At 63.9% G+C, this 22,315-nt stretch carries 24 protein-coding genes; 20 read left to right on the forward strand and 4 right to left on the reverse strand.

Annotated elements, in window-relative coordinates:
* Window positions 1–97: 97 nt before the first annotated feature.
* Window positions 98–1,300 (forward strand): lysophospholipid acyltransferase family protein, encoded by a 1,203-nt coding sequence (locus AAFP29_RS03155; protein WP_419215847.1) that lies wholly within the window; start codon window positions 98–100, stop codon window positions 1,298–1,300.
* 193 nt (window positions 1,301–1,493) lie between these two features.
* Here AAFP29_RS03155 and AAFP29_RS03160 read toward each other — a convergent pair whose 3' ends face one another.
* On the reverse strand, window positions 1,494–2,711 hold the full coding sequence (locus tag AAFP29_RS03160) for an HAD family hydrolase (RefSeq protein WP_419215848.1): 1,218 nt from the start codon (window positions 2,709–2,711) through the stop codon (window positions 1,494–1,496).
* A 90-nt stretch (window positions 2,712–2,801) separates the two neighbouring features.
* On the opposite strand from AAFP29_RS03160, the gene AAFP29_RS03165 reads away from it, so the two are divergent.
* The 10 genes from AAFP29_RS03165 to AAFP29_RS03210 all read left to right on the forward strand — a co-directional run bounded on the left by AAFP29_RS03165 (window position 2,802) and on the right by AAFP29_RS03210 (window position 10,796).
* Window positions 2,802–3,047: a glutaredoxin family protein gene (locus AAFP29_RS03165; protein WP_419215849.1), complete on the forward strand. Its 246-nt coding sequence runs from the start codon at window positions 2,802–2,804 to the stop codon at window positions 3,045–3,047.
* 55 nt (window positions 3,048–3,102) lie between these two features.
* Window positions 3,103–3,816 carry a redox-sensing transcriptional repressor Rex gene (locus tag AAFP29_RS03170; RefSeq protein WP_419215850.1) on the forward strand — a complete coding sequence of 238 codons (714 nt, stop codon included), beginning with the start codon at window positions 3,103–3,105 and terminating at the stop codon, window positions 3,814–3,816.
* Window positions 3,813–5,159: a glutamyl-tRNA reductase gene (locus AAFP29_RS03175; RefSeq protein WP_419215851.1), complete on the forward strand. Its 1,347-nt coding sequence runs from the start codon at window positions 3,813–3,815 to the stop codon at window positions 5,157–5,159. The genes AAFP29_RS03170 and AAFP29_RS03175 overlap by 4 nt, the downstream gene beginning before the upstream one ends.
* Entirely contained in the window at window positions 5,156–6,079 is a 924-nt protein-coding gene (hemC, locus tag AAFP29_RS03180) for a hydroxymethylbilane synthase (protein WP_419215852.1), read from the forward strand. Before AAFP29_RS03175 ends, hemC begins: the two co-directional genes overlap by 4 nt.
* 41 nt (window positions 6,080–6,120) lie before the next feature.
* Window positions 6,121–7,761, forward strand: a complete 1,641-nt coding sequence (locus AAFP29_RS03185) for a uroporphyrinogen-III synthase (protein WP_419215853.1) — start codon at window positions 6,121–6,123, stop codon at window positions 7,759–7,761.
* A gap of 9 nt (window positions 7,762–7,770) precedes the next feature.
* Entirely contained in the window at window positions 7,771–8,754 is a 984-nt protein-coding gene (gene hemB / locus AAFP29_RS03190) for a porphobilinogen synthase (RefSeq protein ID WP_419215854.1), read from the forward strand.
* A gap of 67 nt (window positions 8,755–8,821) precedes the next feature.
* On the forward strand, window positions 8,822–9,124 hold the full coding sequence (locus AAFP29_RS03195; protein WP_419215855.1) for a hypothetical protein: 303 nt from the start codon (window positions 8,822–8,824) through the stop codon (window positions 9,122–9,124).
* Between the two features lie 102 nt (window positions 9,125–9,226).
* Complete coding sequence (locus tag AAFP29_RS03200) at window positions 9,227–9,829, forward strand: hypothetical protein (protein WP_419215856.1); 603 nt, start codon at window positions 9,227–9,229, stop codon at window positions 9,827–9,829.
* Window positions 9,826–10,233, forward strand: a complete 408-nt coding sequence (locus AAFP29_RS03205) for a hypothetical protein (protein ID WP_419215857.1) — start codon at window positions 9,826–9,828, stop codon at window positions 10,231–10,233. Before AAFP29_RS03200 ends, AAFP29_RS03205 begins: the two co-directional genes overlap by 4 nt.
* Entirely contained in the window at window positions 10,233–10,796 is a 564-nt protein-coding gene (locus AAFP29_RS03210) for a DUF3093 domain-containing protein (protein WP_419215858.1), read from the forward strand. The genes AAFP29_RS03205 and AAFP29_RS03210 overlap by 1 nt, the downstream gene beginning before the upstream one ends.
* A 31-nt stretch (window positions 10,797–10,827) precedes the next feature.
* On the opposite strand, the gene AAFP29_RS03215 is transcribed toward AAFP29_RS03210, so the two are convergent.
* Entirely contained in the window at window positions 10,828–12,840 is a 2,013-nt protein-coding gene (locus AAFP29_RS03215) for an acyl-CoA dehydrogenase (protein WP_419215859.1), read from the reverse strand.
* A gap of 195 nt (window positions 12,841–13,035) precedes the next feature.
* On the opposite strand from AAFP29_RS03215, the gene AAFP29_RS03220 reads away from it, so the two are divergent.
* Genes AAFP29_RS03220 through ccsB form a run of 7 tightly spaced genes read left to right on the forward strand, consistent with a single transcriptional unit; the run spans window position 13,036 to window position 20,023 of the window.
* Window positions 13,036–13,941 carry an SGNH/GDSL hydrolase family protein gene (locus AAFP29_RS03220; RefSeq protein WP_419215860.1) on the forward strand — a complete coding sequence of 302 codons (906 nt, stop codon included), beginning with the start codon at window positions 13,036–13,038 and terminating at the stop codon, window positions 13,939–13,941.
* A gap of 47 nt (window positions 13,942–13,988) precedes the next feature.
* Window positions 13,989–15,320 (forward strand): glutamate-1-semialdehyde 2,1-aminomutase, encoded by a 1,332-nt coding sequence (gene hemL / locus AAFP29_RS03225; protein ID WP_419215861.1) that lies wholly within the window; start codon window positions 13,989–13,991, stop codon window positions 15,318–15,320.
* A 17-nt stretch (window positions 15,321–15,337) separates the two neighbouring features.
* Window positions 15,338–15,946, forward strand: coding sequence for a histidine phosphatase family protein (locus AAFP29_RS03230; protein ID WP_419216331.1), 609 nt, complete (start codon window positions 15,338–15,340; stop codon window positions 15,944–15,946).
* 33 nt (window positions 15,947–15,979) lie between these two features.
* Window positions 15,980–16,564 carry a TlpA disulfide reductase family protein gene (locus tag AAFP29_RS03235; protein WP_419215862.1) on the forward strand — a complete coding sequence of 195 codons (585 nt, stop codon included), beginning with the start codon at window positions 15,980–15,982 and terminating at the stop codon, window positions 16,562–16,564.
* Complete coding sequence (locus tag AAFP29_RS03240) at window positions 16,561–17,346, forward strand: cytochrome c biogenesis CcdA family protein (RefSeq protein ID WP_419215863.1); 786 nt, start codon at window positions 16,561–16,563, stop codon at window positions 17,344–17,346. Before AAFP29_RS03235 ends, AAFP29_RS03240 begins: the two co-directional genes overlap by 4 nt.
* Window positions 17,343–18,959, forward strand: coding sequence for a cytochrome c biogenesis protein ResB (gene resB / locus AAFP29_RS03245; RefSeq protein ID WP_419215864.1), 1,617 nt, complete (start codon window positions 17,343–17,345; stop codon window positions 18,957–18,959). The genes AAFP29_RS03240 and resB overlap by 4 nt, the downstream gene beginning before the upstream one ends.
* On the forward strand, window positions 18,956–20,023 hold the full coding sequence (gene ccsB / locus AAFP29_RS03250; RefSeq protein ID WP_419215865.1) for a c-type cytochrome biogenesis protein CcsB: 1,068 nt from the start codon (window positions 18,956–18,958) through the stop codon (window positions 20,021–20,023). The genes resB and ccsB overlap by 4 nt, the downstream gene beginning before the upstream one ends.
* Before the next feature lie 31 nt (window positions 20,024–20,054).
* Here the strand turns inward: ccsB and AAFP29_RS03255 are convergent, their stop codons facing one another.
* Both AAFP29_RS03255 and AAFP29_RS03260 read right to left on the reverse strand, forming a co-directional pair.
* Window positions 20,055–20,255: a hypothetical protein gene (locus tag AAFP29_RS03255; protein WP_419215866.1), complete on the reverse strand. Its 201-nt coding sequence runs from the start codon at window positions 20,253–20,255 to the stop codon at window positions 20,055–20,057.
* Window positions 20,256–20,403: 148 nt separating this feature from the next.
* Complete coding sequence (locus AAFP29_RS03260) at window positions 20,404–20,631, reverse strand: BldC family transcriptional regulator (RefSeq protein WP_419215867.1); 228 nt, start codon at window positions 20,629–20,631, stop codon at window positions 20,404–20,406.
* A gap of 223 nt (window positions 20,632–20,854) precedes the next feature.
* On the opposite strand from AAFP29_RS03260, the gene AAFP29_RS03265 reads away from it, so the two are divergent.
* Together AAFP29_RS03265 and AAFP29_RS03270 are read left to right on the forward strand one after the other, a co-directional pair.
* Window positions 20,855–21,166 (forward strand): DUF4229 domain-containing protein, encoded by a 312-nt coding sequence (locus AAFP29_RS03265; protein WP_419215868.1) that lies wholly within the window; start codon window positions 20,855–20,857, stop codon window positions 21,164–21,166.
* Complete coding sequence (locus tag AAFP29_RS03270; protein WP_419215869.1) at window positions 21,163–22,278, forward strand: PLP-dependent cysteine synthase family protein; 1,116 nt, start codon at window positions 21,163–21,165, stop codon at window positions 22,276–22,278. The genes AAFP29_RS03265 and AAFP29_RS03270 overlap by 4 nt, the downstream gene beginning before the upstream one ends.
* Window positions 22,279–22,315 lie beyond the last annotated feature (37 nt).

Here is a 22,315-nt window from a genome sequence, read left to right on the forward strand (position 1 = left end):
GCCTGTCGGAGTGGCACCGTAGACTCTTCGGCAGACGTAATCAGATCGTTTTCACAGCGATACACCATCACAACCTGGGAATTTAGAGGTGCACACCATGGCCGGTAGCGGCGCTTCGGATGCACGCACCGCGAAGGTGATTCAGCTTTACGCGACGCCGGGATCGGGGCCTGTCGGCCATTCGGTCGCCGGTCGCGACGCGGGCCGGGACAAGGTCAAACGCCGGCATCCTTCCCAGCAGGCCGCCGTGACCCGCGAACCATCGCGCGGTGTCCAGGTGCGCGACGGCGATCTTCGATCGTCAAACGTCGGACATCCGAATACCGACGGATTCGGCAAACCCCCGGCCGAGGTGACGCCGATCAACGACGACGTGCAACTCGATCGTGCTCCGCTCGGCGTCGAGCAGATTGGTCCAAGCAAATCCAGCCCGCTGTTCAGTTTCGGCGGTCTGCGCGGTGCTGTTGCTGATTCGCTCACCGCGACGGCGAGTTTCATCCGGGAGCGGATGAACGGCGAATACGACGTCGACGACTTCGGATTCGATCCGCATTTCACCGATTCGGTGTGGTTCCCGGCGATTCGTCAGGTCTACGAGAAATGGTTCCGGGTAGAGGTCACCGGTATCGAGAACCTGCCGACCGAAGGTGGCGCACTGCTGGTGGCAAACCATGCCGGCGCCATTCCGGTCGATGCGCTGATGACTTCGCTGGCCGTACACGACAATCATCCCGACCATCGCCATCTGCGAGTGCTGGCTGCCGATATGGCTTTTGAGACGCCTGCCGTCGGCGAGTTGGCACGCAAGATCGGTGCCACCCTCGCGTGCAACAGCGACGCCGAACGCCTGCTGCGTGCCGGCGAGCTGACTGCGGTGTGGCCCGAAGGCTACAAGGGCATCGGCAAACTCTACAAAGATCGGTACAAGCTGCAACGGTTTGGCCGCGGCGGTTTCGTCACGACCGCGCTGCGCACCGCGGTGCCGATCGTGCCGGTGTCCATCGTCGGGTCCGAGGAGATCTACCCGATGATCAGTGACCTCAAGCCGATCGCGAAAGTCCTTGGGCTGCCCTATCTTCCGATTACGCCGTTGTTCCCGTGGTTTGGTCCGCTCGGTTTGATCCCGCTGCCGTCGAAGTGGCATATCCACTTCGGTAAGCCGATCGAAACCGACTCGTATGACGAGTCTGCCGCCGACGATCCGATGGTCGTATTCGACCTGACCGACCATGTGCGCGAAGAGATTCAGCAGACGTTGTTCCGGATGCTGAGCCGCCGCGGAAGCGTATATTTCGGCTAGTTATCTGGCTGGCCGAGTGTCGAGGAGCGCTAGCGACGAGGTGTATCGAGACCCGCAACCTAGGTTGGATTGCATTGTGCGGCTTGATATTTGAGGGCAGCTGAACTCTGCATCCTCGACGCCAGCGGGGGACCTACTCCCTCGACGTCGCATCAGCCGCAGTCTTCAGCCAGCCGCAACGCAACTCAGCCGACTACTTCCTGAAGTGCCGTGCCGCCGCAACAGCGCCGCTCGTCGCGGCGCCGGCGGCGCCCAGCACGACCGCTGTCCGCACACCGTATTTCGCCGCCTTACGCGCGGTACGGAAGTCGTAGACCTCCCAGCCACGGACTTTCGCGACGTCTTTCAGATCGGAGTCGGGGTTGATGGCGACGGCGCTGCCGACGAGCGACAGCATCGGGACGTCGTTGTGTGAGTCGGAATATGCGGTGCAGCGCTTGAGGTTTAGTCCCTCGCGGATCGCCAGCGAGCGCACCGCGTGGGCCTTTCCCGGCCCGTGCAGGATGTCGCCGACGAGGCGTCCGGTGAACACGCCGTCAACACTCTCCGCGACGGTCCCCAGCGCTCCGGTCAGCCCGAGTCTGGTCGCGATGGTCTGCGCCAATTCGACGGGCGTCGCGGTGACCAGCCACACCTGCTGCCCCGCGTCGAGATGTTTCTGGGTGAGCGCGCGAGTACCGGCCCAGATCTTGTCGGCGATGAAATCGTCGTAGATCTCCTCACCCAACTCGACGAGTTCACTGGTGGGCCGCCCAGCGATGAAGGACAGCGCTTTCTCGCGTCCCTCGGCGACGTCGTCGGCGTTCTCCCGGCCGGTGATCCGGAATTTCGCCTGGGTCCAGGCGAATTGCATGATGTCGTTGTAGGAGAAGTATTTGTGCGCTGCCAGCCCGCGGGCGAAATGCACAATCGAGGCACCCTGCACCAGCGTGTTGTCGACGTCGAAGAATGCCGCGGCCGTCAGGTCGACGGGAATCGGCGGCGCGATGTCGTCATCGTCGAGTAGTTTGTCGACGGCCAACTGTTCGGGCGTCCGCGCTTCGGCGAGTGCCGCGGCAACCCGACGTCGCTCCCGCAGTATTTCGAAGGCCGCTCGCGCGCTGGCCTCGCCGGCGAGGGACTGACGTAATTCGGCCGCGGTCTGGCGGAATCGGCCACCGGCCGCTGACGCGCGCGACGCCAGCCAGGCGGCCACGCGATTCGCGTCATCGAGACCCAGCTCATCGACTGGAATTCCCGAAACCGTTGTGGCTGAATCGATTTCGTCGAGGTCGGCGTCATCGTCTACGTCGCCGCCGTGTATTACGCTCGGTTCGACGGCCGCCGCGTGGGTCTCCCAATCCGACCCCTCCGGTTCGGGAGCCGTTTCGGGAATGGCATCACCGTCGGTGGAGCGGGGATCGTCAGACACGTGGGTGACCTCCAATGGCAGCGAATGACAGCCGGATGTCCGGCCGCGGTGTCGGCGACACCAGCCTAATCGGAATGGCAGAGTATTACCGTGATGATCGTCCTGTTGACCCGCTCCGGTTGTGCGGCGTGCGTCACCGCACGCGAGACCCTGGGAGAGATTTGCTCCGACGTTGGCCGGGAGTTCACCGAGATCGACGTCGATGACGCCGCCTCGACCGGGGACAAGACTCTTCGCGCCGAATACGGTGATCGACTCCCGGTGCTCCTACTCGACGACGTCGAGCACAGTTACTGGGAGATCGATGAGCCGCGGCTGCGCGCGGACCTGCGATAGAGCCAGCGGACCCCGCTAGTGAACGAATTCACAAGCTCGGATATTCTGCCCTGCAATGACCGCATTGTCCGACGACACCGCCCCGACCCGGATCCCCGGGCCGGCGGTAGCTCGTCTGGCGCTGTACCTGCACGTGCTGCGCAGCTACAACCAACGTGGTATCGCCGTCACCTCCAGTCAGCAACTCTCGACGGCGGCGGGCGTCAATCCGGCGATTCTGCGTAAAGACCTGTCCTATGTCGGAGCCAATGGTGTCCGAGGCGTTGGGTACGACGTGAGCAAGCTCATCGCCCGCGTCGCGATGGCCCTGCATACCGACGACACCCATAACGTCGCGCTGGCCGGGGCGAGCCGACTGGGGCAGGCCCTGCTCGCGCATACCGGGATCGGGCGGGGTTTCACGGTTACCGCACTCTTCGACGACGACCCCGCGTTGATCGGTACGTCACTCGTCGAAGACGGGCCGGTAATCGCCCCGCTGCATGCCATCACCGCCGCCGGAGGGTGGGATATCGGCGTGATCGCGACGGCCGACGACCGGGCTCAGGAGGCGTGTGACGCCTTCATCGCCGCGGGGGTGCGGCAGATACTCAATGTGACCGCGACGACGCTCGCGATTCAAGATGACACTCCGGGCGTGGCGGTCCGCCAGGTTGATCTAGCCTTGGAGTTGCAGGTGTTGTCTTTTCAGGCGAAGCACGCGGCTGGTGCCGCGGGTGAACCAGTAGCCTCAACGCCGGCCGAATACAGGGAGACGATGACGTCGTGAGTGTTTTGTTGTTCGGTGTGTCGCATCGCAGCGCACCGGTTGACGTGCTCGAGCGGCTTGCTATCTCCGATCATGATCGGCCGAAGATCGTGGACAAGCTGCTTGCCGCGCGCGCGATTTCCGAGGCGATGGTGGTGTCCACCTGCAACCGCGTCGAGATCTACGCGGTGGTCGACGCGTTTCACCCCGCACTCGAGGCCGTCGGCGAGGTGCTCGGCGAGCACTCCGGAATGACCATCAACGACATGACCACACATGCCTACGTGCGCTACTCCGAGGCCGCAGCTGAGCATTTGTTCACCGTTGCGGCCGGGCTCGATTCGCTCGTCGTCGGCGAACAGCAGATCCTCGGTCAGATCCGCAACGCCTATAGCAGCGCCGATGCGAACAAGAGCGCCGGCCGCGTCCTGCACGAACTGGCACAGCAGGCTCTGCGAGTCGGCAAGAGGGTCCACTCGGAGACCGGAATCGACCGGGCGGGCGCATCAGTGGTCTCGGTCGCGCTGCATCGCGGCAAGGTGATCGCCGGAGCTGACTACGAGTCGGCCGTGGTGCTCGGTGCCGGCGCGATGGGCGGTCTGGCCGCGGCCAATTTGGCACGCGAGGGCGTCGCCGACCTCACCCTGGTGAATCGCACCGTCGCCAAAGCCTCACATCTGGCCGAAAACGTCCGCACCAATCACGGCATCGAGACCCATGCCGTCGGACTCGACGGGCTCACCGCTGCGATGTCTGACGCCGACGTCGTGGTGACTTGTTCGGGATCGATCGGTTCGGTCGTCGGAGTTGGCGATGTGCACAAGGCGTTGGCACGTCGCACCAAGTCGACGCCGCTCATCCTTTGCGACCTCGGCCTGCCCCGTAACGTCGACCCGGCCGCCGCCCGGCTGCCCGGCGTCCACGTCGTCGACATCGAGTCGCTGCGCGGCGACGCCGAGACGCAGGCCGCTCAGAAAGACACCGAGGCAGCTCGAACCATCGTCGCCGATGAACTGGCCGATTACCTGACCAGTCAGCGTCAGGCCGAGGTCACCCCGACCGTCGCCGCATTGCGTCAACGCGCAGCCGACGTCGTCGAAGCGGAGATCTTGCGCCTCAACTCACGACTGCCCGATCTCGATGATCCGCAGCGAGATGAGGTCGCCCGCGCGGTGCGGCGGGTTGTCGACAAACTGCTCCACGCCCCGACGGTGCGCGTCAAGCAGTTGGCGTCGACGCCGAACGGCGACCATTACGCCGAAGCCTTGCGGGAGCTATTCGAGCTGAAACCCGGTGCGGCAGAATCTGTTTCGAGTGCCCCCTCGGGGAGTCGGGCAACAACGAAGGGAAGCGGCGAACAGTGATTCGCATCGGAACGCGTGGATCGCTGCTGGCGACCACGCAGGCCGGAACCATCGCCAAAGCATTGACCGACGCCGGCCATCCGGCCGAGTTGGTGATCATCAAGACCGCGGGCGACGTATCGGCAGCGCCGGTCGCCGAAATTGGCGTCGGAGTGTTCACCACCGCCATCCGCGTCGCACTGCGAAACGACGAAGTCGACGTCGCGGTGCACTCATACAAAGATCTACCTACTGCGCCCGAGCCCGACCTGGTCATCGCGGCCGTCCCACCTCGGGCGGATGCGAGAGATGCGCTGGTCAGCGCGGGTAACAAGGTGCTCGGCGAGTTGCTGCCCGGCGCCACGGTTGGGACATCAGCCCCGCGACGGGTGGCACAGCTTAAAGCATTGGGTCTCGGTTTGGAAATCCGCCCCCTAAGAGGCAACCTTGATTCTCGGTTGGGCAAAGTCGCCAGCGGTGAACTCGACGCAGTCGTGATTGCCAGGGCCGGTTTGGAACGGATCGGGCGGACCGATGAGGTCGCCGAGGCGTTCGACCCGGTAGTACTACTACCGGCACCGGCGCAGGGCGCACTAGCTGTGGAGTGCCGCGGAGACGATGCCCAACTGGTGAGTATTCTCACCACGTTGGACGACCCGTCCACCAGGGCGGCGATCGATGCCGAACGGGCAGTGCTAGCGGCTCTCGAAGCCGGATGTACCGCGCCGATCGGAGCGCTCGCCGAGGTGGTCGAGTCACTCGACGACGATGGGCATGTTTTCACCGAACTATCGCTACGTGCGGTAGTCGCGGCGGAGGACGGATCAGATCTGATCCGGGCCTCCCGGGTGGGACCTGTCGATCAGCCGAGACAACTGGGTGAGGCGCTTGCCGCGGAATTACTTGAGCTGGGAGCTGGAGAGCTCTACGGCGACAGGTAGCGGATACGGTAGCCCCGCCAAGGGGCAGGAGAGTGCGACTCATGAGCCGGACGAAGAAGGCCACACCGGGACGGATTCTGTTCGTAGGTGCGGGGCCGGGGGATCGGGAGTTGCTGACTGTGCGGGCGCGTGACGTCATCGCACACGCGACTACGGCATTCATCGACCCAGACGTGCCAGCGGCCGTCGTCGAGCTGATCGGGGAGGCCTACCGGCCAGACCCGACCGAGTCTCGTCGCAGTACCCGGAAGACCGAAGCACGCAAGGACGAGGCCGTCGAAGGCGCCGAGGCCGAGCCGATCGAAGAACCCGCCTACACCGTGCACCCGGCGTTGGGAGACCCTGCCGAGGTTGCCAAGACTCTGGTCGCGGCCGCGAAGGCCGGTGATGACGTGGTTCGCGTCGTCGCGGGCGATCCGCTGACAACCAATTCGGTGCTGGCCGAGGTCACTGCCGTGGCCCGCACCTCGATCGTCTTCGAAGTACTGCCCGGCCTGCCGGCCGGCGCGGTTGTGCCAAGCTACGCGGGAATGCCGCTCGGCTCGGGGTACACCGTCGCCGATGTGCGCGGCGAGGTCGACTGGGCCGCGCTGGCCGCAGCCCCGGGCCCGCTGGTGCTACACGCGACATCGGGTCATCTGGCCGAGACCGCCAGTGCGTTGACCGAACATGGCCTGGCGCCGCAGACACCGGTCGCGATCACCATCAACGGCACCACCTGCAACCAGCGCACCATCGAGGCAACACTGGCCACGCTCAACGAGCAGGGCAACGCCATCTCCGGGCCGATGGTGCTGACCGTCGGCAAGGTCGTCGGGCAGCGCAGCAAGCTGTCCTGGTGGGAATCGCGCGCCCTCTACGGCTGGACGGTGCTGGTGCCCCGCACCAAGGATCAGGCAGCGGACATGAGCGAGCGGCTGATCACCCACGGCGCCATCCCCAAGGAAGTTCCGACCATCGCCGTCGAGCCGCCGCGCTCGCCCGCGCAGATGGAACGTGCGGTCAAGGGCTTGGTCGACGGTCGGTACCAGTGGGTCGTCTTCACCTCGACCAACGCGGTACGCGCCGTGTGGGAGAAGTTCGCCGAATTCGGCCTCGACGCCCGCGCGTTCTCCGGGGTGAAAATCGCCTGCGTTGGCGAAGCCACCGCGGACAAGGTGCGTTCCTTCGGGATCAACCCCGAACTGGTGCCGTCGGGCGAGCAGTCATCGCTCGGCCTGCTCGAAGATTTTCCGCCATATGACGAGGTCTTCGACCCGGTCAACCGGGTGCTGTTGCCGCGTGCTGACATCGCAACCGAGACCCTGTCGGAGGGATTGCGCGACCGCGGCTGGGAGATCGACGATGTCACCGCGTACCGCACCGTCCGGGCGGCACCGCCACCGGCCGAGACGCGCGAGATGATCAAGACCGGTGGATTCGACGCCGTGTGCTTCACCTCGTCCTCGACGGTCCGTAACCTCGTCGGCATCGCCGGAAAGCCGCACGCGCGTACCATCGTCGCGTGTATCGGCCCTAAGACCGCTGAAACCGCAACGGAATTCGGCTTGCGCGTCGACGTACGTCCGGAGACCGCTTCGGTACCCGATCTGGTGGAAGCCCTTGCGGCACACGCGGCTCGGCTGCGCGCCGAAGGTGCGCTGCCCCCTCCGCGCAAGAAGTCGCGTCGGTCGCGGTCGTAGGTCGCGACTGTGACGGGTAAGCCGATCATCCGGCCCCGACGGTTGCGCTCCACGCCGGCGGTTCGCCGACTGGTGGCCGAAACTCGTTTGGCGCCAAGCGAATTGGTGTTGCCGATGTTCGTCGCCGATGGGATCGACGAGCCTGTATCGATCTCGTCGATGCCCGGCGTCGTGCAGCACACCGAAGACTCGTTGCGTCGCGCGGCGGCTGAGGCGGTCGAGGCTGGCGTCGGCGGTTTGATGCTTTTCGGTGTTCCCACACCGGGCGATAAGGATGCGGTCGGATCAGGTGCCGATGATCCCGATGGTGTGCTCAATCGAGCGTTGTCGTTGTTGCGCAATGACTTAGGCGATTCCACTGTCTTGATGGCCGATACCTGCCTTGACGAGTTCACCGATCACGGGCACTGCGGTGTGCTGTCGGAATCGGGTGTTGTCGACAACGACGCGACATTGGAGCGTTATGTGTCGATGTCGTTGGCACAGGCTCGCGCAGGCGCACATATGTTGGGGCCAAGCGGAATGATGGACGGCCAGGTCGGCGCCATCCGGGCGGCGCTCGACGCCGAAGGTTTCATCGACACCGCGATCCTCGCGTACACGGCGAAGTACGCGTCGGCCTTCTACGGCCCGTTCCGCGAGGCCGTTGGGTCGTCGTTAGAAGGTGATCGTCGGACCTATCAGCAGGATGCCGCTAACCGCACCGAGGCATTGCGGGAGTTGTCGCTGGACCTCGCCGAAGGCGCCGACATCGTGATGGTCAAGCCGGCTATGAGCTACCTCGATATCCTCCGCGACGTTGCCGAGGTCGCCGATGTGCCCGTTGCCGCGTATCAGATCAGCGGCGAGTACTCAATGATCACAGCGGCGGCTGAGCGTGGCTGGATCGACCGTGATGCGGCGATCCTGGAGTCGCTGACGTCCATCCGGCGTGCGGGTGCGTCGATCGTGTTGACCTACTGGGCAACAGAAGTAGCTGGCTGGTTGGGCTGAAGTCTGCGTGGTGGGGTCAGGCGGGGGAGTATCTACCTCGCTACCGCTGACGGCGCAGAGTCCAGCCGTGCCCGACGTCGTGCTGGCTGCAGCCTGTGCGGTGAAGTTGGCTGGGGGAGTATCTACCTCGCTACCGCTGACGGCGCAGAGTCCAGTCGTGCCCGACGTCGTGCTGGCTGCAGCCTGTGCGGTGAAGTTGGCTGGGGGAGTATCTACCTCGCTACCGCTGACGGCGCAGAGTCCAGTCGTGCCCGACGTCGTGCTGGCTGCAGCCTGTGCGGTGAAGTTGGCTGGGGGAGTATCTACCTCGCTACCGCTGACGGCGCAGAGTCCAGTCATGCCCGACGTCGAGCTGCAATCAGCGCGCTGAAGTCAGCCGGGGGACAATCCACCCCGCACCGCCCCACAATGCAGATTCCAGCAGGCTTCGCCCGTCACCTCCCGCGCCCTGTTCTGCACTACGCTGGACCTCATGTCTTCACCGCAGTACCCGTCGGCCCCCGGGCCGTCGTGGACGCCGCCACCAGGCTTTGTCCCGCCGCCCAGCGAGCCACCTGTACGACCCAAAATTGTCGAGTCGATGGCGATCGCACTGGAGTTGTGGCTGGTGGTCATCGTGGGCCGAGCGGTCGCCAGTTTCGCCCAATATCCGGCGGTGAAGTCGATGTTCGCCGATAGTGCCGCAAATCCGCCCGAGGGTGCTTCGAAGGAGACCGTGGATTTGATGAATGCGATGTCGTCCACGGGTGTGGTGATCGCGGCGATAGTCGTCAGCACGGTCCTCGTTGGCGGTCTGTCGCTGCTGGTGATGTGGTTCGCCCGGCAGGGGCATAACTGGGCGCGGATGCTGCTGGCGGGCGCCAGCATGTTCGTGGTGATCTGGACGATTCTGAACGTGGTGATCTTTCGCGTCGAGCCGACATGGATCGCGGTGCCGCTGATTATCGCCGGGGTAGCCGCAGGCGGAGCGTTGGTGGCGTTGGTGCGCCGCGATGCCGAAACTTGGTGTGCGGAGATGACGCTGTACCGTCAGCAGTCCAAAGTTTTCGCGGCCTCAAGAGGAGTTACCCGGTGACCGGTGAGCAGGAATTGACCCGACCGCCGCAGGTCCTCTGGGCCCTGCGACTATGGGTGACGTCGGGAGCGTTACTGGTAGCTATCGGGGTGGTGACGATTGTGGGCACGGTGATCGTCAATGAGGGTGCCGAGGCGATTGGCATTGGTGCACTCGAGATCGCTATCGGCGGTGGTTACTGTTTCGCGGCGCGTAAGTTGGCCATAGCACACGATCTGCGAGTGCGGTCGTCACTCGCAGTGACCTCGTTGGTAGTCGTCGTATTGCTTCTGATGGCGGCACTGCTTTCCCAAAGCCCGGTTTTCGCGGTACCCCTCGTCGTCGCATTGCTCGGGTTGTTCGGTTCATTGCTGGCTTATCGGCCGGAGTCCGAGGCATGGTTCGCCCAGCAGGACGGCAAATAGTGACCGAGCCCGCCGACGACGATCTAGAACCGACCGATCTAGAACCGACCGAACTAGAACCGACCGATCTAGAACCGACCGAAGACGAGCCGGCCGACCCTGGCGAAACCCTGTTCTACGAACCGGGCGGGAGCTGGTGGGTGGTCTTGATCGGGCCGATCCTGGTTGGCGTGGTACTCGGAATGGAGATCAGTGGCCCCGGGCAGGTGCACTGGCCGGTGCTGAGCATCTTCTTCGTAGTCCTCACCGGATTCTCGTTGCTTCAGGTGTATGCCGCGCGGCAGCACACCAGTGTTGAGCTCACCGAGCGGACGCTGCGGCAGGGAACCAAGACCCTTGATCTCGACGACATCGCCAAGATTTATCCGGCGAATAATGCCACCGAACACAAGGATTGGGAGTCCGCGCCCGCCCTCGGTGAGTTGTCAGGTGTGCCTCGACGCCGCACAGGCATCGGCGTAAAGCTGGAGAGCGGCAAGGTCGCCCAGGCCTGGGCGCGCGACGGTGACCGATTCCGGTCAGAACTCACCCAGGCGTGGCAAGCCGTGAAGATGGGCCTGTAGATCCGCGGGGACCGACCCGAACAGCCCGCCCCTACCCGTGCTCCAGCATCGGTGCGCTCAACAGGGCTTCCGGAATTCCGAAGGCGTCAACCAGCGTGCGCGCGTGCGGGCGTAGATCCTCACACAAGTCGTTGACGCCGCGTCGAATCGCCTTCGCCCGCTCAACCGAAACATGGCGATGCATCAGGAACCATGACAGGTCTGTCTCCAGCGCCGAGTAGACGAACAGGTCGCATACTTTATTCAAAAGCTCGGCCGCAGAGCGTGAATCGCATTCGGCGATGCCGGAGATAAACGACTCCAGCACAATACGTTCCACATGCGCCTGCCCGACCTTGAGCAGGTGGTCCTGGGCATTGTTGAACACCTCGAACGGATCGGCGTCGTCCTCGGTCGCCTGACGCAGGCGTTGCGCGCAGGTCCTCAACAGGTGATCTTCGCGATTACGGAACAACCGGATCTGCGTCGCACGATCGGTGAGCGCGGAATCCTCCGTCTCCTCGCCGGAGTCGTCGAGAATCGTCTGAATCACCTGTCGCACAGCGGTTTTCTCCGCGACGACGTCGCGTGCCATACCCGCGACGAATCGTACCCAGCCGGCCGCGTTGAGACCGCGGACGTCGTCGCCGTACGCGGTCAACAACTCCTTGCCGACGAGTTGGGTCAGAACCGTGTTGTCGCCCTCGAATGTGGTGAACACGTCGATGTCACCGCGGATGATTGACAGCTGATTCTCGTCCAAATAGCCTGCGCCGCCACAAGCTTCGCGGCTGACGTTGATGGCGTGGCTCGCATGCCAGGTGGCATACGCCTTAAGTCCGGCGGCCCAACCTTCCAGGTGCCGTTGGCGTTTCGCGTCTTCATCGGTCAACTCGGCGACGGCAAGGTTTTCGGTCTGGACGTCGTGTAGTTCTTCGGTGAGATCGTTCTGGGCGAAGGTGACCGCGTAGGACTTGGCGATCAGTGGGAGCAGCTTACGCTGGTGTGCCCGATAGTCGAGGATGGTTACCTCGTCTTCTTCGCCCGGCGCATCGAATTGCTTGCGTAGCAAGGCATATCGGGTCGCGAGGGTGAGTGCCTTGCGGCCGGCCGCACCGCCGGTCGCGCCGACGCTGACGCGTCCGCGGATCAAGGTGCCCAACATCGTGAAGAAGCGCCGGTTGGTGTTCTCGATCGGTGAGGAATAGGTTCCGTCAGCGGCGACGTCGCCGTATTTATTGAGTAGATTCTCCGCCGGGATTCGCACCTGGTCAAAGCTGATGCGGCCGTTGTCGACGGCGCTCAGCCCGCCCTTGTAGCCGCAGTCGCCGGTTGTCACACCCGGCAGGTCCGCGCCGGCTTCGTCGCGGATCGGCACGACGAAACAGTGAACTCCGCGCCCGGACGGTTCCTCACCCGGACCGCCGGTGATGAGTTGCGCGAAAACGGCTGCGAGCCGGGCATGTTCGGCCGCGCCGCCGATGTAATCCTTACGCGCCGACGGCGACGGCGAGTGAATCACAAACTCGCCGGTGTCGGCGTCGTAGGTAGCCGTGGTCTCCAGCGCCTGGACATTTGAACCGTGCCCGGTCTCGGTCATCGCGAAACAACCGAGCAGGTCCAGACTGATCAGGTCGGCGACGTAGCGATCGTGGTGACGTTTGGTTCCCAGATTCTCGATGGCCCCGCCGAACAGTCCCCACTGCACACCGGATTTCACCATCAGCGACAGGTCGGCATAGCCGAGCATCTCGATCGCGGAGATCGACGCCCCGACGTCGCCGGTGCCGCCGTGTTCGGTGCGGAATCCGGCTGCGGCGAAGTTCAACGACGACAGTTCGCGCATCTCGCCGAGGATATTGGTGCGTGCCTGCTCCAAGGTGCGCGACGGGTCGGGTAGTAGATCGGCGCGGTCCAGTCCGGCGCGCAAATCGTCTCGGGTGGCCCGCCAGCGGCCGTCGAGCGCGGCGCGAAGCCCGTCGGCGATCACACTCTCGTCGGTGGGCGGCGCCTCGTTGGGGGAAATGGTGGTCGAAGGTCCTGCGGTGTCTGCGGATGCGGCCATGGTTCTAACCGTACGCAAACCGGACCATGCCAGGTTGCGACCCCGCCGGGAAAAAGTTGCGAATCGAGGGAACCTTCCGGGGATCACGCTGCGTCCAATAGAGCGGTGTCGGCGTGGCGGTTGGTAAACGGACACGTGCCAAGAGGGGTTGGCATGTTCTCGCGCATCTGATCGCCACGTCGGTACCGTCGAGATATGCGCAGATGTCAGTTGGCGATGCTGGCCATCCTCACCGGGGTCGGGATGGCCGTGATCGGCTGCGCATCGTCCGGGCCCGGCCAACCATCGGCATCGGCACCGGCATCGACGACTGCGGCACAGCCACCGTCGCCGAGTTACGTCCATCTTGGCGACAGCTATGCGGCTGGCTCTGGGGTGCGGCCGCTGGTCGAGGACTCGGACCTGCAGTGTTTGCGGTCCCAGCGAAACTTCGGGGAAATTGTTGCCGCGCAACGGAAAACGCAGTATCCAACGTACCTCGACGTCAGCTGCGCCGGGGCGGCGACCAAAGACCTGTTCGGCGAGCAGTATCCGGGTATCGCGCCGCAACTCGATGCGCTGGGGTCGGCGACGAAGCTCGTCACCATGACCCTCGGCGGCAACGATGGCGGCACCTTTGGATCGGCCATCACGGCGTGTTCGGATGTCGCTGCGGCGGATCCCACCGGCGCGCCGTGCCGGACGCGCTACGGATCGCGATTCGCCGACTACATCACTGGCACCACCGCCCCGGCGATGGTGCGTGGTCTCGACGCGATAAGGAGCAGGGCACCGTCTGCGCGGGTAATCGTCGTCGGGTATCCGTGGTTGCTGCCGGCCGCGCGGGGGTGTTACCCGACCATGCGAATCGCCTCGGGTGATGTGCCTTACCTAAGGGGCGTGCAGGCCACCCTCAACACCGTTGTGCGGCGGGCCGCGCAGCAGACCGGGGCGGCGTTCGTGAGTATGGCCGCGGCGTCGTCGGGCCATGACGCGTGTGCAGCGCCACAGACGCGGTGGATTGAGCCGATGGTCGGCGCGCGAACCACCATTACGCTGCATCCCAACGCCGCGGGGCAGCAGGCGCTCGCGGCTGCGACACTCCGAGTGCTGGAGCGTTGACCAGTCCGAATTGGGTCTTGGCAGCTTGATTTGGAACACTGGAGGCCGTGACCCACCCCGCCGCCTCCACCGAGCGATCCGCAGAACTTTTCACTCGCGCCGCGGCGGCCATTCCGGGTGGGGTCAATTCTCCGGTTCGGGCGTTCTCTGCGGTAGGCGGAACGCCCCGGTTCATCACCTCGGCGCGCGGCTATGAATTAGTCGACGCCGACGACAATCGCTACGTCGATCTGGTCAGCTCGTGGGGTCCGATGATCCTGGGCCATGCGCACCCGGCGGTCGTCGAAGCGGTGCGGCACGCGGCCACCAGCGGCCTGTCCTTCGGCGCGCCGACCGAGGCTGAGGTCGAGTTGGCCGAAGAGCTCATCGCCCGCGTGGATCCGGTCGAGCGCGTCCGTCTGGTCAACTCGGGAACCGAGGCCACCATGTCGGCGGTGCGTCTGGCGCGTGGATTCACCGGCCGCGCCAAGATCATCAAATTCTCCGGTTGCTATCACGGGCATGTCGACGCGCTGCTCGCCGACGCCGGCTCGGGTGTCGCGACACTCGGTCTGCCGACATCGCCGGGAGTGACCGGAGCCGCCGCGCACGACACAATTGTGTTGCCCTACAACGATATTGACGCCGTCGCTCAGGCATTCGAGAATCACGACGGCGAGATCGCGGCCGTGATCACCGAGGCTGCCGCTGGCAATATGGGCGCTGTCGCACCCGACGCGGGCTTCAACGCCGCGTTGCGTGAGGTGACCGCACGGCACGGTTCGCTGTTGATCATCGATGAGGTGATGACCGGCTTCCGGGTCAGTCCGGCCGGGTGGTTCGGCATCGAAGGGGTCAGCGGCGACCTCTACACCTTCGGCAAGGTGATGAGCGGCGGACTTCCGGCCGCAGCCTTCGGCGGACGAGCCGATGTGATGGCGGCCCTCGCGCCGACCGGGCCGGTGTATCAGGCCGGCACGCTCTCGGGTAACCCCGTCGCGGTCGCCGCCGGACTGGCCACGCTGCGCCATGCCGATGCCGATACCTATCTCACCCTCGACCGCAACGCCGAGCGCATCGGGTCGATGATCGGCGAAGCGCTAACCGCCGCCGGGGTTAGCCACCGCGTTCAATATGCGGGCAACCTGTTCAGTGTCTTCTTCACCGAGACGCCGGAGCAGCGGATTCGCGACTATGCCGGTGTCAAAGCCACCCAGACCTGGCGATTCGCGCCGTTCTTCCACGCTCTGCTCGACGCCGGGGTGTACCCGCCGCCGAGCGCTTTCGAGGCGTGGTTCGTCTCGGCTGCCCTCGACGACACGGCTTTCGAGACCATCGCTACCGCTCTACCGGCCGCTGCGCGCGCCGCGGCTTCCGCTAACCAGGGGGATGACCAGTGACGACGACCATTGTGCACATGATGCGACACGGTGAAGTATTCAATCCGGACCAAATTCTCTACGGACGGTTGCCCGGTTTTCGACTCTCCGACGCTGGACGCGGGCAAGCGCAGTCCGTCGCCGATATGCTCGCCGACCACGACATCGCCGCGGTTTTCGCGTCACCGCTGCAACGCGCGCAGGAGACCGCGACGCCGATCGCCTCGGCGCATGGCCTCGATATCGCCACCAACGATGACCTCATCGAGGCAGACAACGTCTTCGAAGGTCTGAAGGTTTCGGTCGGCGACGGTGCGCTGTCCAAACCTCGACACTGGTCCAAACTGCGTGATCCGTTCACTCCGTCGTGGGGTGAGCCGTATATCCAGCTCGCGCACCGAATGCTCGCGGCGGCAACCAAGGCACGCGATACCGCGCGTGGTCACGAGGTTGTCTGCGTCTCCCACCAGTTGCCGGTCTACACCCTGCGCCGATTCCTCGAGGGGCAACGGCTCTGGCACGATCCGCGCCGTCGCCAGTGCTCGCTGGCGTCGTTGACCAGCCTTATCTACGACGACGACGCGTTGATCGACATCATCTACTCCGAACCGGCCGGAACTTCGGACCCACTGACCATGGGAGCGTGATCGTTACTCGTGGTCTGGCCTAAACACCTCGTCATGCGTGCCCTGGTTCTGGTCGCGCTCGCGACAGTCGTGGTGATCCTCGCCACCAGCTGTTCCACGGGTAAGGACGCGGTGGCGCAAGGGGATACCTTCCAGTTCGTGTCGCCGGGCGGCAAGACGGAAATCACCTACGACGCTGCGGGGCGCAAGCCGGTCGCACCGGTGGCGGGCAAAGACCTGTTCACCGACAAGCGTGTCACCCTCGACGACTTCGCGGGTAAAGCAGTCGTCATCAACGTGTGGGGATCATGGTGTGGCCCGTGCCGCGGCGAGGCCGACGCTCTTCAGCGTGTTTACGCACAAACGAAGGACGCCGGAGTCGCATTCGTGGGTATCAACTTTCGCGACGACCGGTCGTCGGCGAAGGATTTCGTCACCGACCGGAAAATCACCTATCCGTCGCTGTACGACTATCCGGGCGCGACGCTGGCAGCCCTAACCACCCCGACGTCGGTGGTGCCGACGACCGTCGTGCTTGACAAGAAGCATCGTCCGGCCGTGGTGTATCTGCGGTCGGTTTCCGGTGAGGAACTGCGTGCGACGGTGAATAGGATTGTCGCCGAACCGGATACGCCATGAGCATCGGGCAAACCTTTGCCGACACGGTGACGTCGGGGCCGCTGGTGCTTGCCCTGGCGGCCTGTGCGATCGCTGGGCTGCTGTCGTTCGCCTCGCCGTGTGTGGTGCCGTTGGTCCCCGGCTACCTGTCCTATCTGGCCGGCGTCGTCGGAGCCGAGGCCCCCGCGGTCACCGCCGACGAGCCAAAAGCCAAGGGGCGAACCAGGGTTGCCGGTGCGGCCCTGCTCTTCGTGCTCGGCTTCACGGTGGTCTTCGTGCTGGCGACCGCTACCGTCCTCGGTATCACTACCACCTTCATCGTCAATCGTGAACTGCTGCAACGCATCGGCGGTGTGGTGACCATCCTGATGGGACTGGTGTTCGTCGGACTGGTGCCGATTATGCAGCGCGAGCATCGATTCGCGCCGCGACGTATTTCCAATATCGTCGGCGCGCCGCTGCTCGGCGCGGTCTTCGCGCTCGGCTGGACGCCCTGTCTCGGGCCGACCCTGGCCGCGGTAATCGCGACCGCCAGCGGAACCCAGGGTGCTACCGCGGCCAAGGGAATCGCGCTGATCATCGCGTATTGTCTTGGCCTAGGCATTCCCTTTGTGGTGCTGGCCTTTTCGTCGGCCTGGGCGTTGCGTTCGCTCGGCTGGATCCGGCGGCATGCCCGTGCCATCCAGGTGTTCGGCGGAATCATGCTCGTCGCGGTCGGTGTCGCGTTGGTCACCGGTATGTGGGACCAATTCATCATGTGGGTGCGCGATGCCTTCATCACCGACACGGAGTTACCGGTTTGAGTACGGATACCGTCGCACCGCATTGGGCCAAGCGTTATCTGCTGTGGCCACTGCGCAATCTCTGGCGGTCGCTGACCTCGATGCGGACCGCGCTGGCGCTGCTGTTCCTATTGGCGCTCGCCGCGATACCCGGCGCGCTGTTGCCACAACGTCCGCTCAACGAGCAGAAGACGCAGAGTTATATCGACGCGCACGGCAAACTCGGCGAGTTGATGGATCGACTTCAACTGTTCGACGTCTTCGCCAGTGCGTGGTTCACCGCGATCTATGTGCTGCTGTTCGTCTCTCTCGTCGGGTGTCTGACCCCGCGGTTGGTCGAACATTTCCAGGCGCTGCGCGCCAAACCTGTTGCCGCGCCACGCAATCTCGCCCGGATGCCACGACATCTCACCTACGAGGTCGAGGGCTCCCCGGAGCAGATCGCCCAGCGAATCGACCGCAATCTCCGAGGCTGGCGCCGCGAGGTGGTGGTCCGCGAATCCACCAAGAACTATCCCGATGGCGTGGTCGAGGTCTCCGCGGAGAAAGGCTATCTGCGCGAATTCGGTAACTTAGTCTTCCATTTCGCGTTGCTGGCGTTGTTGGTATCCATCGCGATCGGCAAACTCTACGGATACGAAGGGACCCGCTCTCTCGTCGCCGACGGCGAGCAGGGCCTGTGCAATACCTCGACCGCCGTATATGACTCATTCCGCGGCGGCAGCATGGTCGACGGAACTGACTTGGCGCCCTTCTGTATTCGCGTTGATGAGTTCACCGCGACTTTCCTTCCCAACGGTCAGCCCGATATGTACACCGCGAAGATCGCCCACACCGAAGACCTTGGCGCCGATCCATCGTCGTGGCGTGAATCCACCGTGCGCGTGAACGAACCGCTGCGGCTGGCCGGTGACCGGGTGTACGTACTGGGCAATGGCTATGCGCCGACGTTCACCGTGACTTTCCCGAACGGCGAGAAGCGGACGCAGACTGTGCCATTCATTCCCGACCAGATGACTACGATGTTGTCGTCGGGGGCAGTGCGATTCGATACGCCGGGCGGTATGTATCCCGATCAGAAGGTTCGCAATCAGAATCAGATCGCACTCCAAGGCTTGTTCGCGCCGACGGCGGCGTTTGACGGAACATTGCTGATGTCGTCGTCCCCGGTGGCTAAGAATCCGTATGTCGCGATCCGGATATTCAAGGGCAATACCGGCTTGGACAGTGGCGCGCCGCAGAACGTGTACTCGCTGGACCCGATCATGATGCATAACGGGCAGCTGAAACAGCAGGCGCAGGCGAACCTTGGCGTCGGGCAGACCTCTCAATTGCCCGACGGCACCAGAGTGAGTTTCGACGGTTACCAACGGTGGGTCTCGGTGCAGATTTCCCATGACCCGGCGCAGAAGTGGGTGCTGGTGTCGGCCGTCGCGATGTTGGCCGGTCTGCTGGTTTCCCTACTGATCCGGCGGCGTCGCATTTGGGCGCGGCTGGTGCCAGTGGCTACCGCTGATGGTGAGCAACGACGTACTGTAGTAGAGATTGCCGGGTTGGCCCGCACAGATCAGGCCGGCTGGGGCGAGGGATTCGAGAAGCAGGCGGCCGGCCTGGTAGGAGCGCAGGACGAATGAACAACGTGGTGACCGGGAACGCGTGGCAGCTCGCATCGGGCGAAGTGACCGTGCATATCGACGAGAATCTGTCCCGATACTCCGACCTCCTCTACACCACCGCGATCACCGTCTATGTGCTCGCGATGTTCATGTTCCTGGTCTCGCTGGCCACCGCGCGTAGCCGCCAGGTGGTCGACGCCGCGGTGTCGGTCAAGAAACTCGTGGGCGTCGGCGCGGCGGGTGGTGCGACTCCCACCGATGACCGCGCACCGGGCAAAGTCGCGCAGACGCCGGTGCGAACCTTCGGTGACCGACTGGGCGACATGGCGTACCCGGTGGTCATCGTCGGCGCGCTGGCACATATCGCGTCGATCGTGCTGCGCGGCGTGGCAACCGACCGTGCCCCGTGGGGCAATATGTACGAGTTCATCTCGCTGACCTGCGCGGCCTGCGTGGTAGCCGGCGTCGTGGTGCTGCGTAAGCCGACCAACCGCCCGCTGCTGTCCTTCGTGCTGTTGCCGGTGGTGCTGTTGATGTTCATCGGCGGCAAGTGGCTCTACACGCAGGCTGCGCCGGTGGTGCCAGCCCTGAAGTCATATTGGCTGGCGATCCACGTCTCGATCATCTCAATCAGTTCCGGTGTGCTGCTGGTATCCGGTGTGGCGAGCTTGTTGTATCTAGCGAAAATGCACTGGGGTGGCGGTGATTCGGGGTCATCGACCGGAGTGCCGTCGCGAAATGTGTTGCGCCGGATCGTCGATCACATTCCGTCGGCTCAGTCGCTCGATCGCGTGGCGTACAAGTCAGTGGTATTCGGCTTCCCGCTGTTCGGGCTCGGCGTCATCTGTGGTGCCATCTGGGCCGAGTCGGCATGGGGGCGGTTCTGGGGCTGGGACCCCAAAGAGACGGTCTCATTCATCGCCTGGGTGATCTATGCGGCCTACCTGCACGCCCGCGCGACCGCCGGCTGGCGTAACCGGGCGGCCGCGTGGGTCAATGTAGCCGGATTCGCGACATTGGTATTCAACCTATTCGCGATCAACCTGGTGGTTTCGGGCCTGCATTCATACGCGGGGCTGTAGGACTAAATTGCTTAGACCCGGTTCGGCCCAATCAGGCCGAATCGTCTCCGCGCTTCTCGCGGCGGTCCAGCTCAAAGAGAAATTCGGCGTCGTCATCCGGGCCGATGGGTGGCGGGGTGCGACGAGATTCGGCTGGTGCGTTCGAATGGTCGTCGCGGGCAACGGGACCGAATGCTCGCCATAGTAGATAGGCGATGGCGCACAATCCGACGAACGTCAGTGCGAAGTACACGGCAACCTCCTCGTGGATTCTTCGAACTGCCGGGCCCAGCTAGCCCTCTGACCGAACAGTTCGAAGACCTCCGGTAGCACCCACGATACGTGAGTGTGAACCGGAAGCGTGAGGTTCCCGCGTGGTGTCAGTCGGTGGTGGGTATGGGTCAGTTGACCCGGCGATTGAGAAGTTCGACGACGTCGGCTTCGCGGAAGCGACGGTGGCCACCAGGTGTGCGGATGGAGCCGAGCAGGCCCGAGCTGGCCCAGCGGGCGACGGTCTTCGGATTCACATTGAACATCGAGGCGACCTGTCCAGGGGTCAGCGTGTGCTGGCTGGCCAACTTGGGGGTGATGGTGGCTGTTGCCTGGATTGGTGCGTCGGTGATGGTCACGATGCGGACCCTTCTGTTGATGGGATGGAGACAGGCTCTGATTCGTCTCGGACGACGAAGTGGGTCACTTGTTGTCCGAACCGACCGTATTAAGCAATACACGCCCGACCCCTGGTTACTCGAACAGTCAGTAACCAGTAAAGAAACAGTAAATATCGGACGATCCGTACTCATCCTCCCGGCCGAAGCGGCCTGACGTGGGCTAACACGTAGACTGGGCATCGTGAGTAGCGAGAAGACCAGCACCGACCAGCCCGCTCCGAGTGTCGCGACGATGATCGGCTCGCTTGTCCTGTACACGCTGGCGCGGATCATTCTGGTGATCGTCATCGCGACGGTGATCTTCTTCGTTGGCAGGATCTTCGTCGAAGTTCCAGTGATCGTAGCCGCGATGTTCGGTGTCCTGATCGCCCTTCCGCTGGGAATGTTCCTATTCAAGCCGTTGCGCCTTCGGGTGAACGCTCAGGTCGCCGCGATCGACGCCGACCGCGCCAAGCGACGCGACGAACTCCAGTCGCGGTTGCGCGGCAAGTGACCGACATCGACCGACGGCGTGACCGCGCCTGGTCGGAGACCGCGGTCCGATTGATTGACGCCGACGCCCGCCGCAGCGCCGACACTCACCTCCTGCGTTTTCCGTTGCCGGACTGGTCGCATTGGGTCGGCGACGATGGCAATCGCGCCGGGGTGGATCTGTACCTGAAAGACGAGTCAACCCATCCGACCGGATCGCTGAAACACCGGCTGGCCCGATCCCTATTCCTCTACGCGCTGTGCAACGGCTGGATCAGCGAGGGCACTACCGTGATCGAGGCATCGTCTGGCTCGACGGCCGTCTCCGAAGCATATTTCGCGAAGCTGATCGGAGTGCCGTTCGTCGCGGTGATGGCCCGCAGCACGTCACCGGCCAAGACCGCATTGATCGAAAGGCAAGGCGGCCGTTGTCATTTCGTCGACAACCCGGCCGACGTTTACGCGGTGGCGGCAGATCTCGCTTTGCAGACCGACGGCCATTTCATCGATCAGTTCACGATGGCTGAACGCGCGACCGACTGGCGAGGGAACAACAATATCGCCGAGTCCATCTTCGCCCAATTGGAGCAGGAGCAGTATCCGATCCCGACGTGGATCGTCGTCGGCGCTGGTACCGGCGGCACCTCGGCGACACTGGGTCGCTACCTGCGCTACCGTCGGCACCCGACCTGGCTTTGCGTCGTCGATCCGGAGAATTCGGTATTCCTCCCCGCCTATGAGAGCGGTGACGGCGAGATCACCGGAATCAAAGGTTCGCGAATCGAGGGTATCGGTCGACCTCGGGTGGAACCGTCATTCGTTTCGCAGGTTATTGACCGGATGATCGGTATCCCCGACGCAGCGTCGATCGCCGCGATGCGAGCCACGTCAGATGTGTTGGGGCGCAGAGTCGGAGCGTCGACAGGCACCAATATGTGGGGTGCGCTCACCGTTGTCGAAGAGATGGTGGCGCGGAGGCGGCCGGGCAGTGTGGTGACCCTGCTCTGCGATTCGGGCGACCGATACGCCGACACCTACTACGACGACAGTTGGCTCGCCGAGGCCGGCCTGAATCTGGACGAACCGTCGTCGGTGTTCTCGACGATGTGGCAAACCGGCCGATTTCAATCTTGATGAGTTAAACCCGTGGCCGCCTTCGGGGCGGCGTACT

Origin of the sequence: Gordonia sp. CPCC 205333 (assembly GCF_048537885.1) — a bacterium.
GTDB lineage: Bacteria > Actinomycetota > Actinomycetes > Mycobacteriales > Mycobacteriaceae > Gordonia.

Coding starts and splice junctions, on each gene's coding strand:
- AAFP29_RS03155 (WP_419215847.1), top strand. CDS start 98: ATGGCCGGTAGCGGCGCTTCGGATGCACGCACCGCGAAGGTGATTCAG.
- AAFP29_RS03170 (WP_419215850.1), top strand. CDS start 3,103: ATGACCGCATTGTCCGACGACACCGCCCCGACCCGGATCCCCGGGCCG.
- AAFP29_RS03185 (WP_419215853.1), top strand. CDS start 6,121: ATGAGCCGGACGAAGAAGGCCACACCGGGACGGATTCTGTTCGTAGGT.
- AAFP29_RS03200 (WP_419215856.1), top strand. CDS start 9,227: ATGTCTTCACCGCAGTACCCGTCGGCCCCCGGGCCGTCGTGGACGCCG.
- AAFP29_RS03215 (WP_419215859.1), bottom strand. CDS start 12,840: ATGGCCGCATCCGCAGACACCGCAGGACCTTCGACCACCATTTCCCCC.
- AAFP29_RS03220 (WP_419215860.1), top strand. CDS start 13,036: ATGCGCAGATGTCAGTTGGCGATGCTGGCCATCCTCACCGGGGTCGGG.
- AAFP29_RS03230 (WP_419216331.1), top strand. CDS start 15,338: ATGATGCGACACGGTGAAGTATTCAATCCGGACCAAATTCTCTACGGA.
- AAFP29_RS03235 (WP_419215862.1), top strand. CDS start 15,980: ATGCGTGCCCTGGTTCTGGTCGCGCTCGCGACAGTCGTGGTGATCCTC.
- AAFP29_RS03240 (WP_419215863.1), top strand. CDS start 16,561: ATGAGCATCGGGCAAACCTTTGCCGACACGGTGACGTCGGGGCCGCTG.
- ccsB (WP_419215865.1), top strand. CDS start 18,956: ATGAACAACGTGGTGACCGGGAACGCGTGGCAGCTCGCATCGGGCGAA.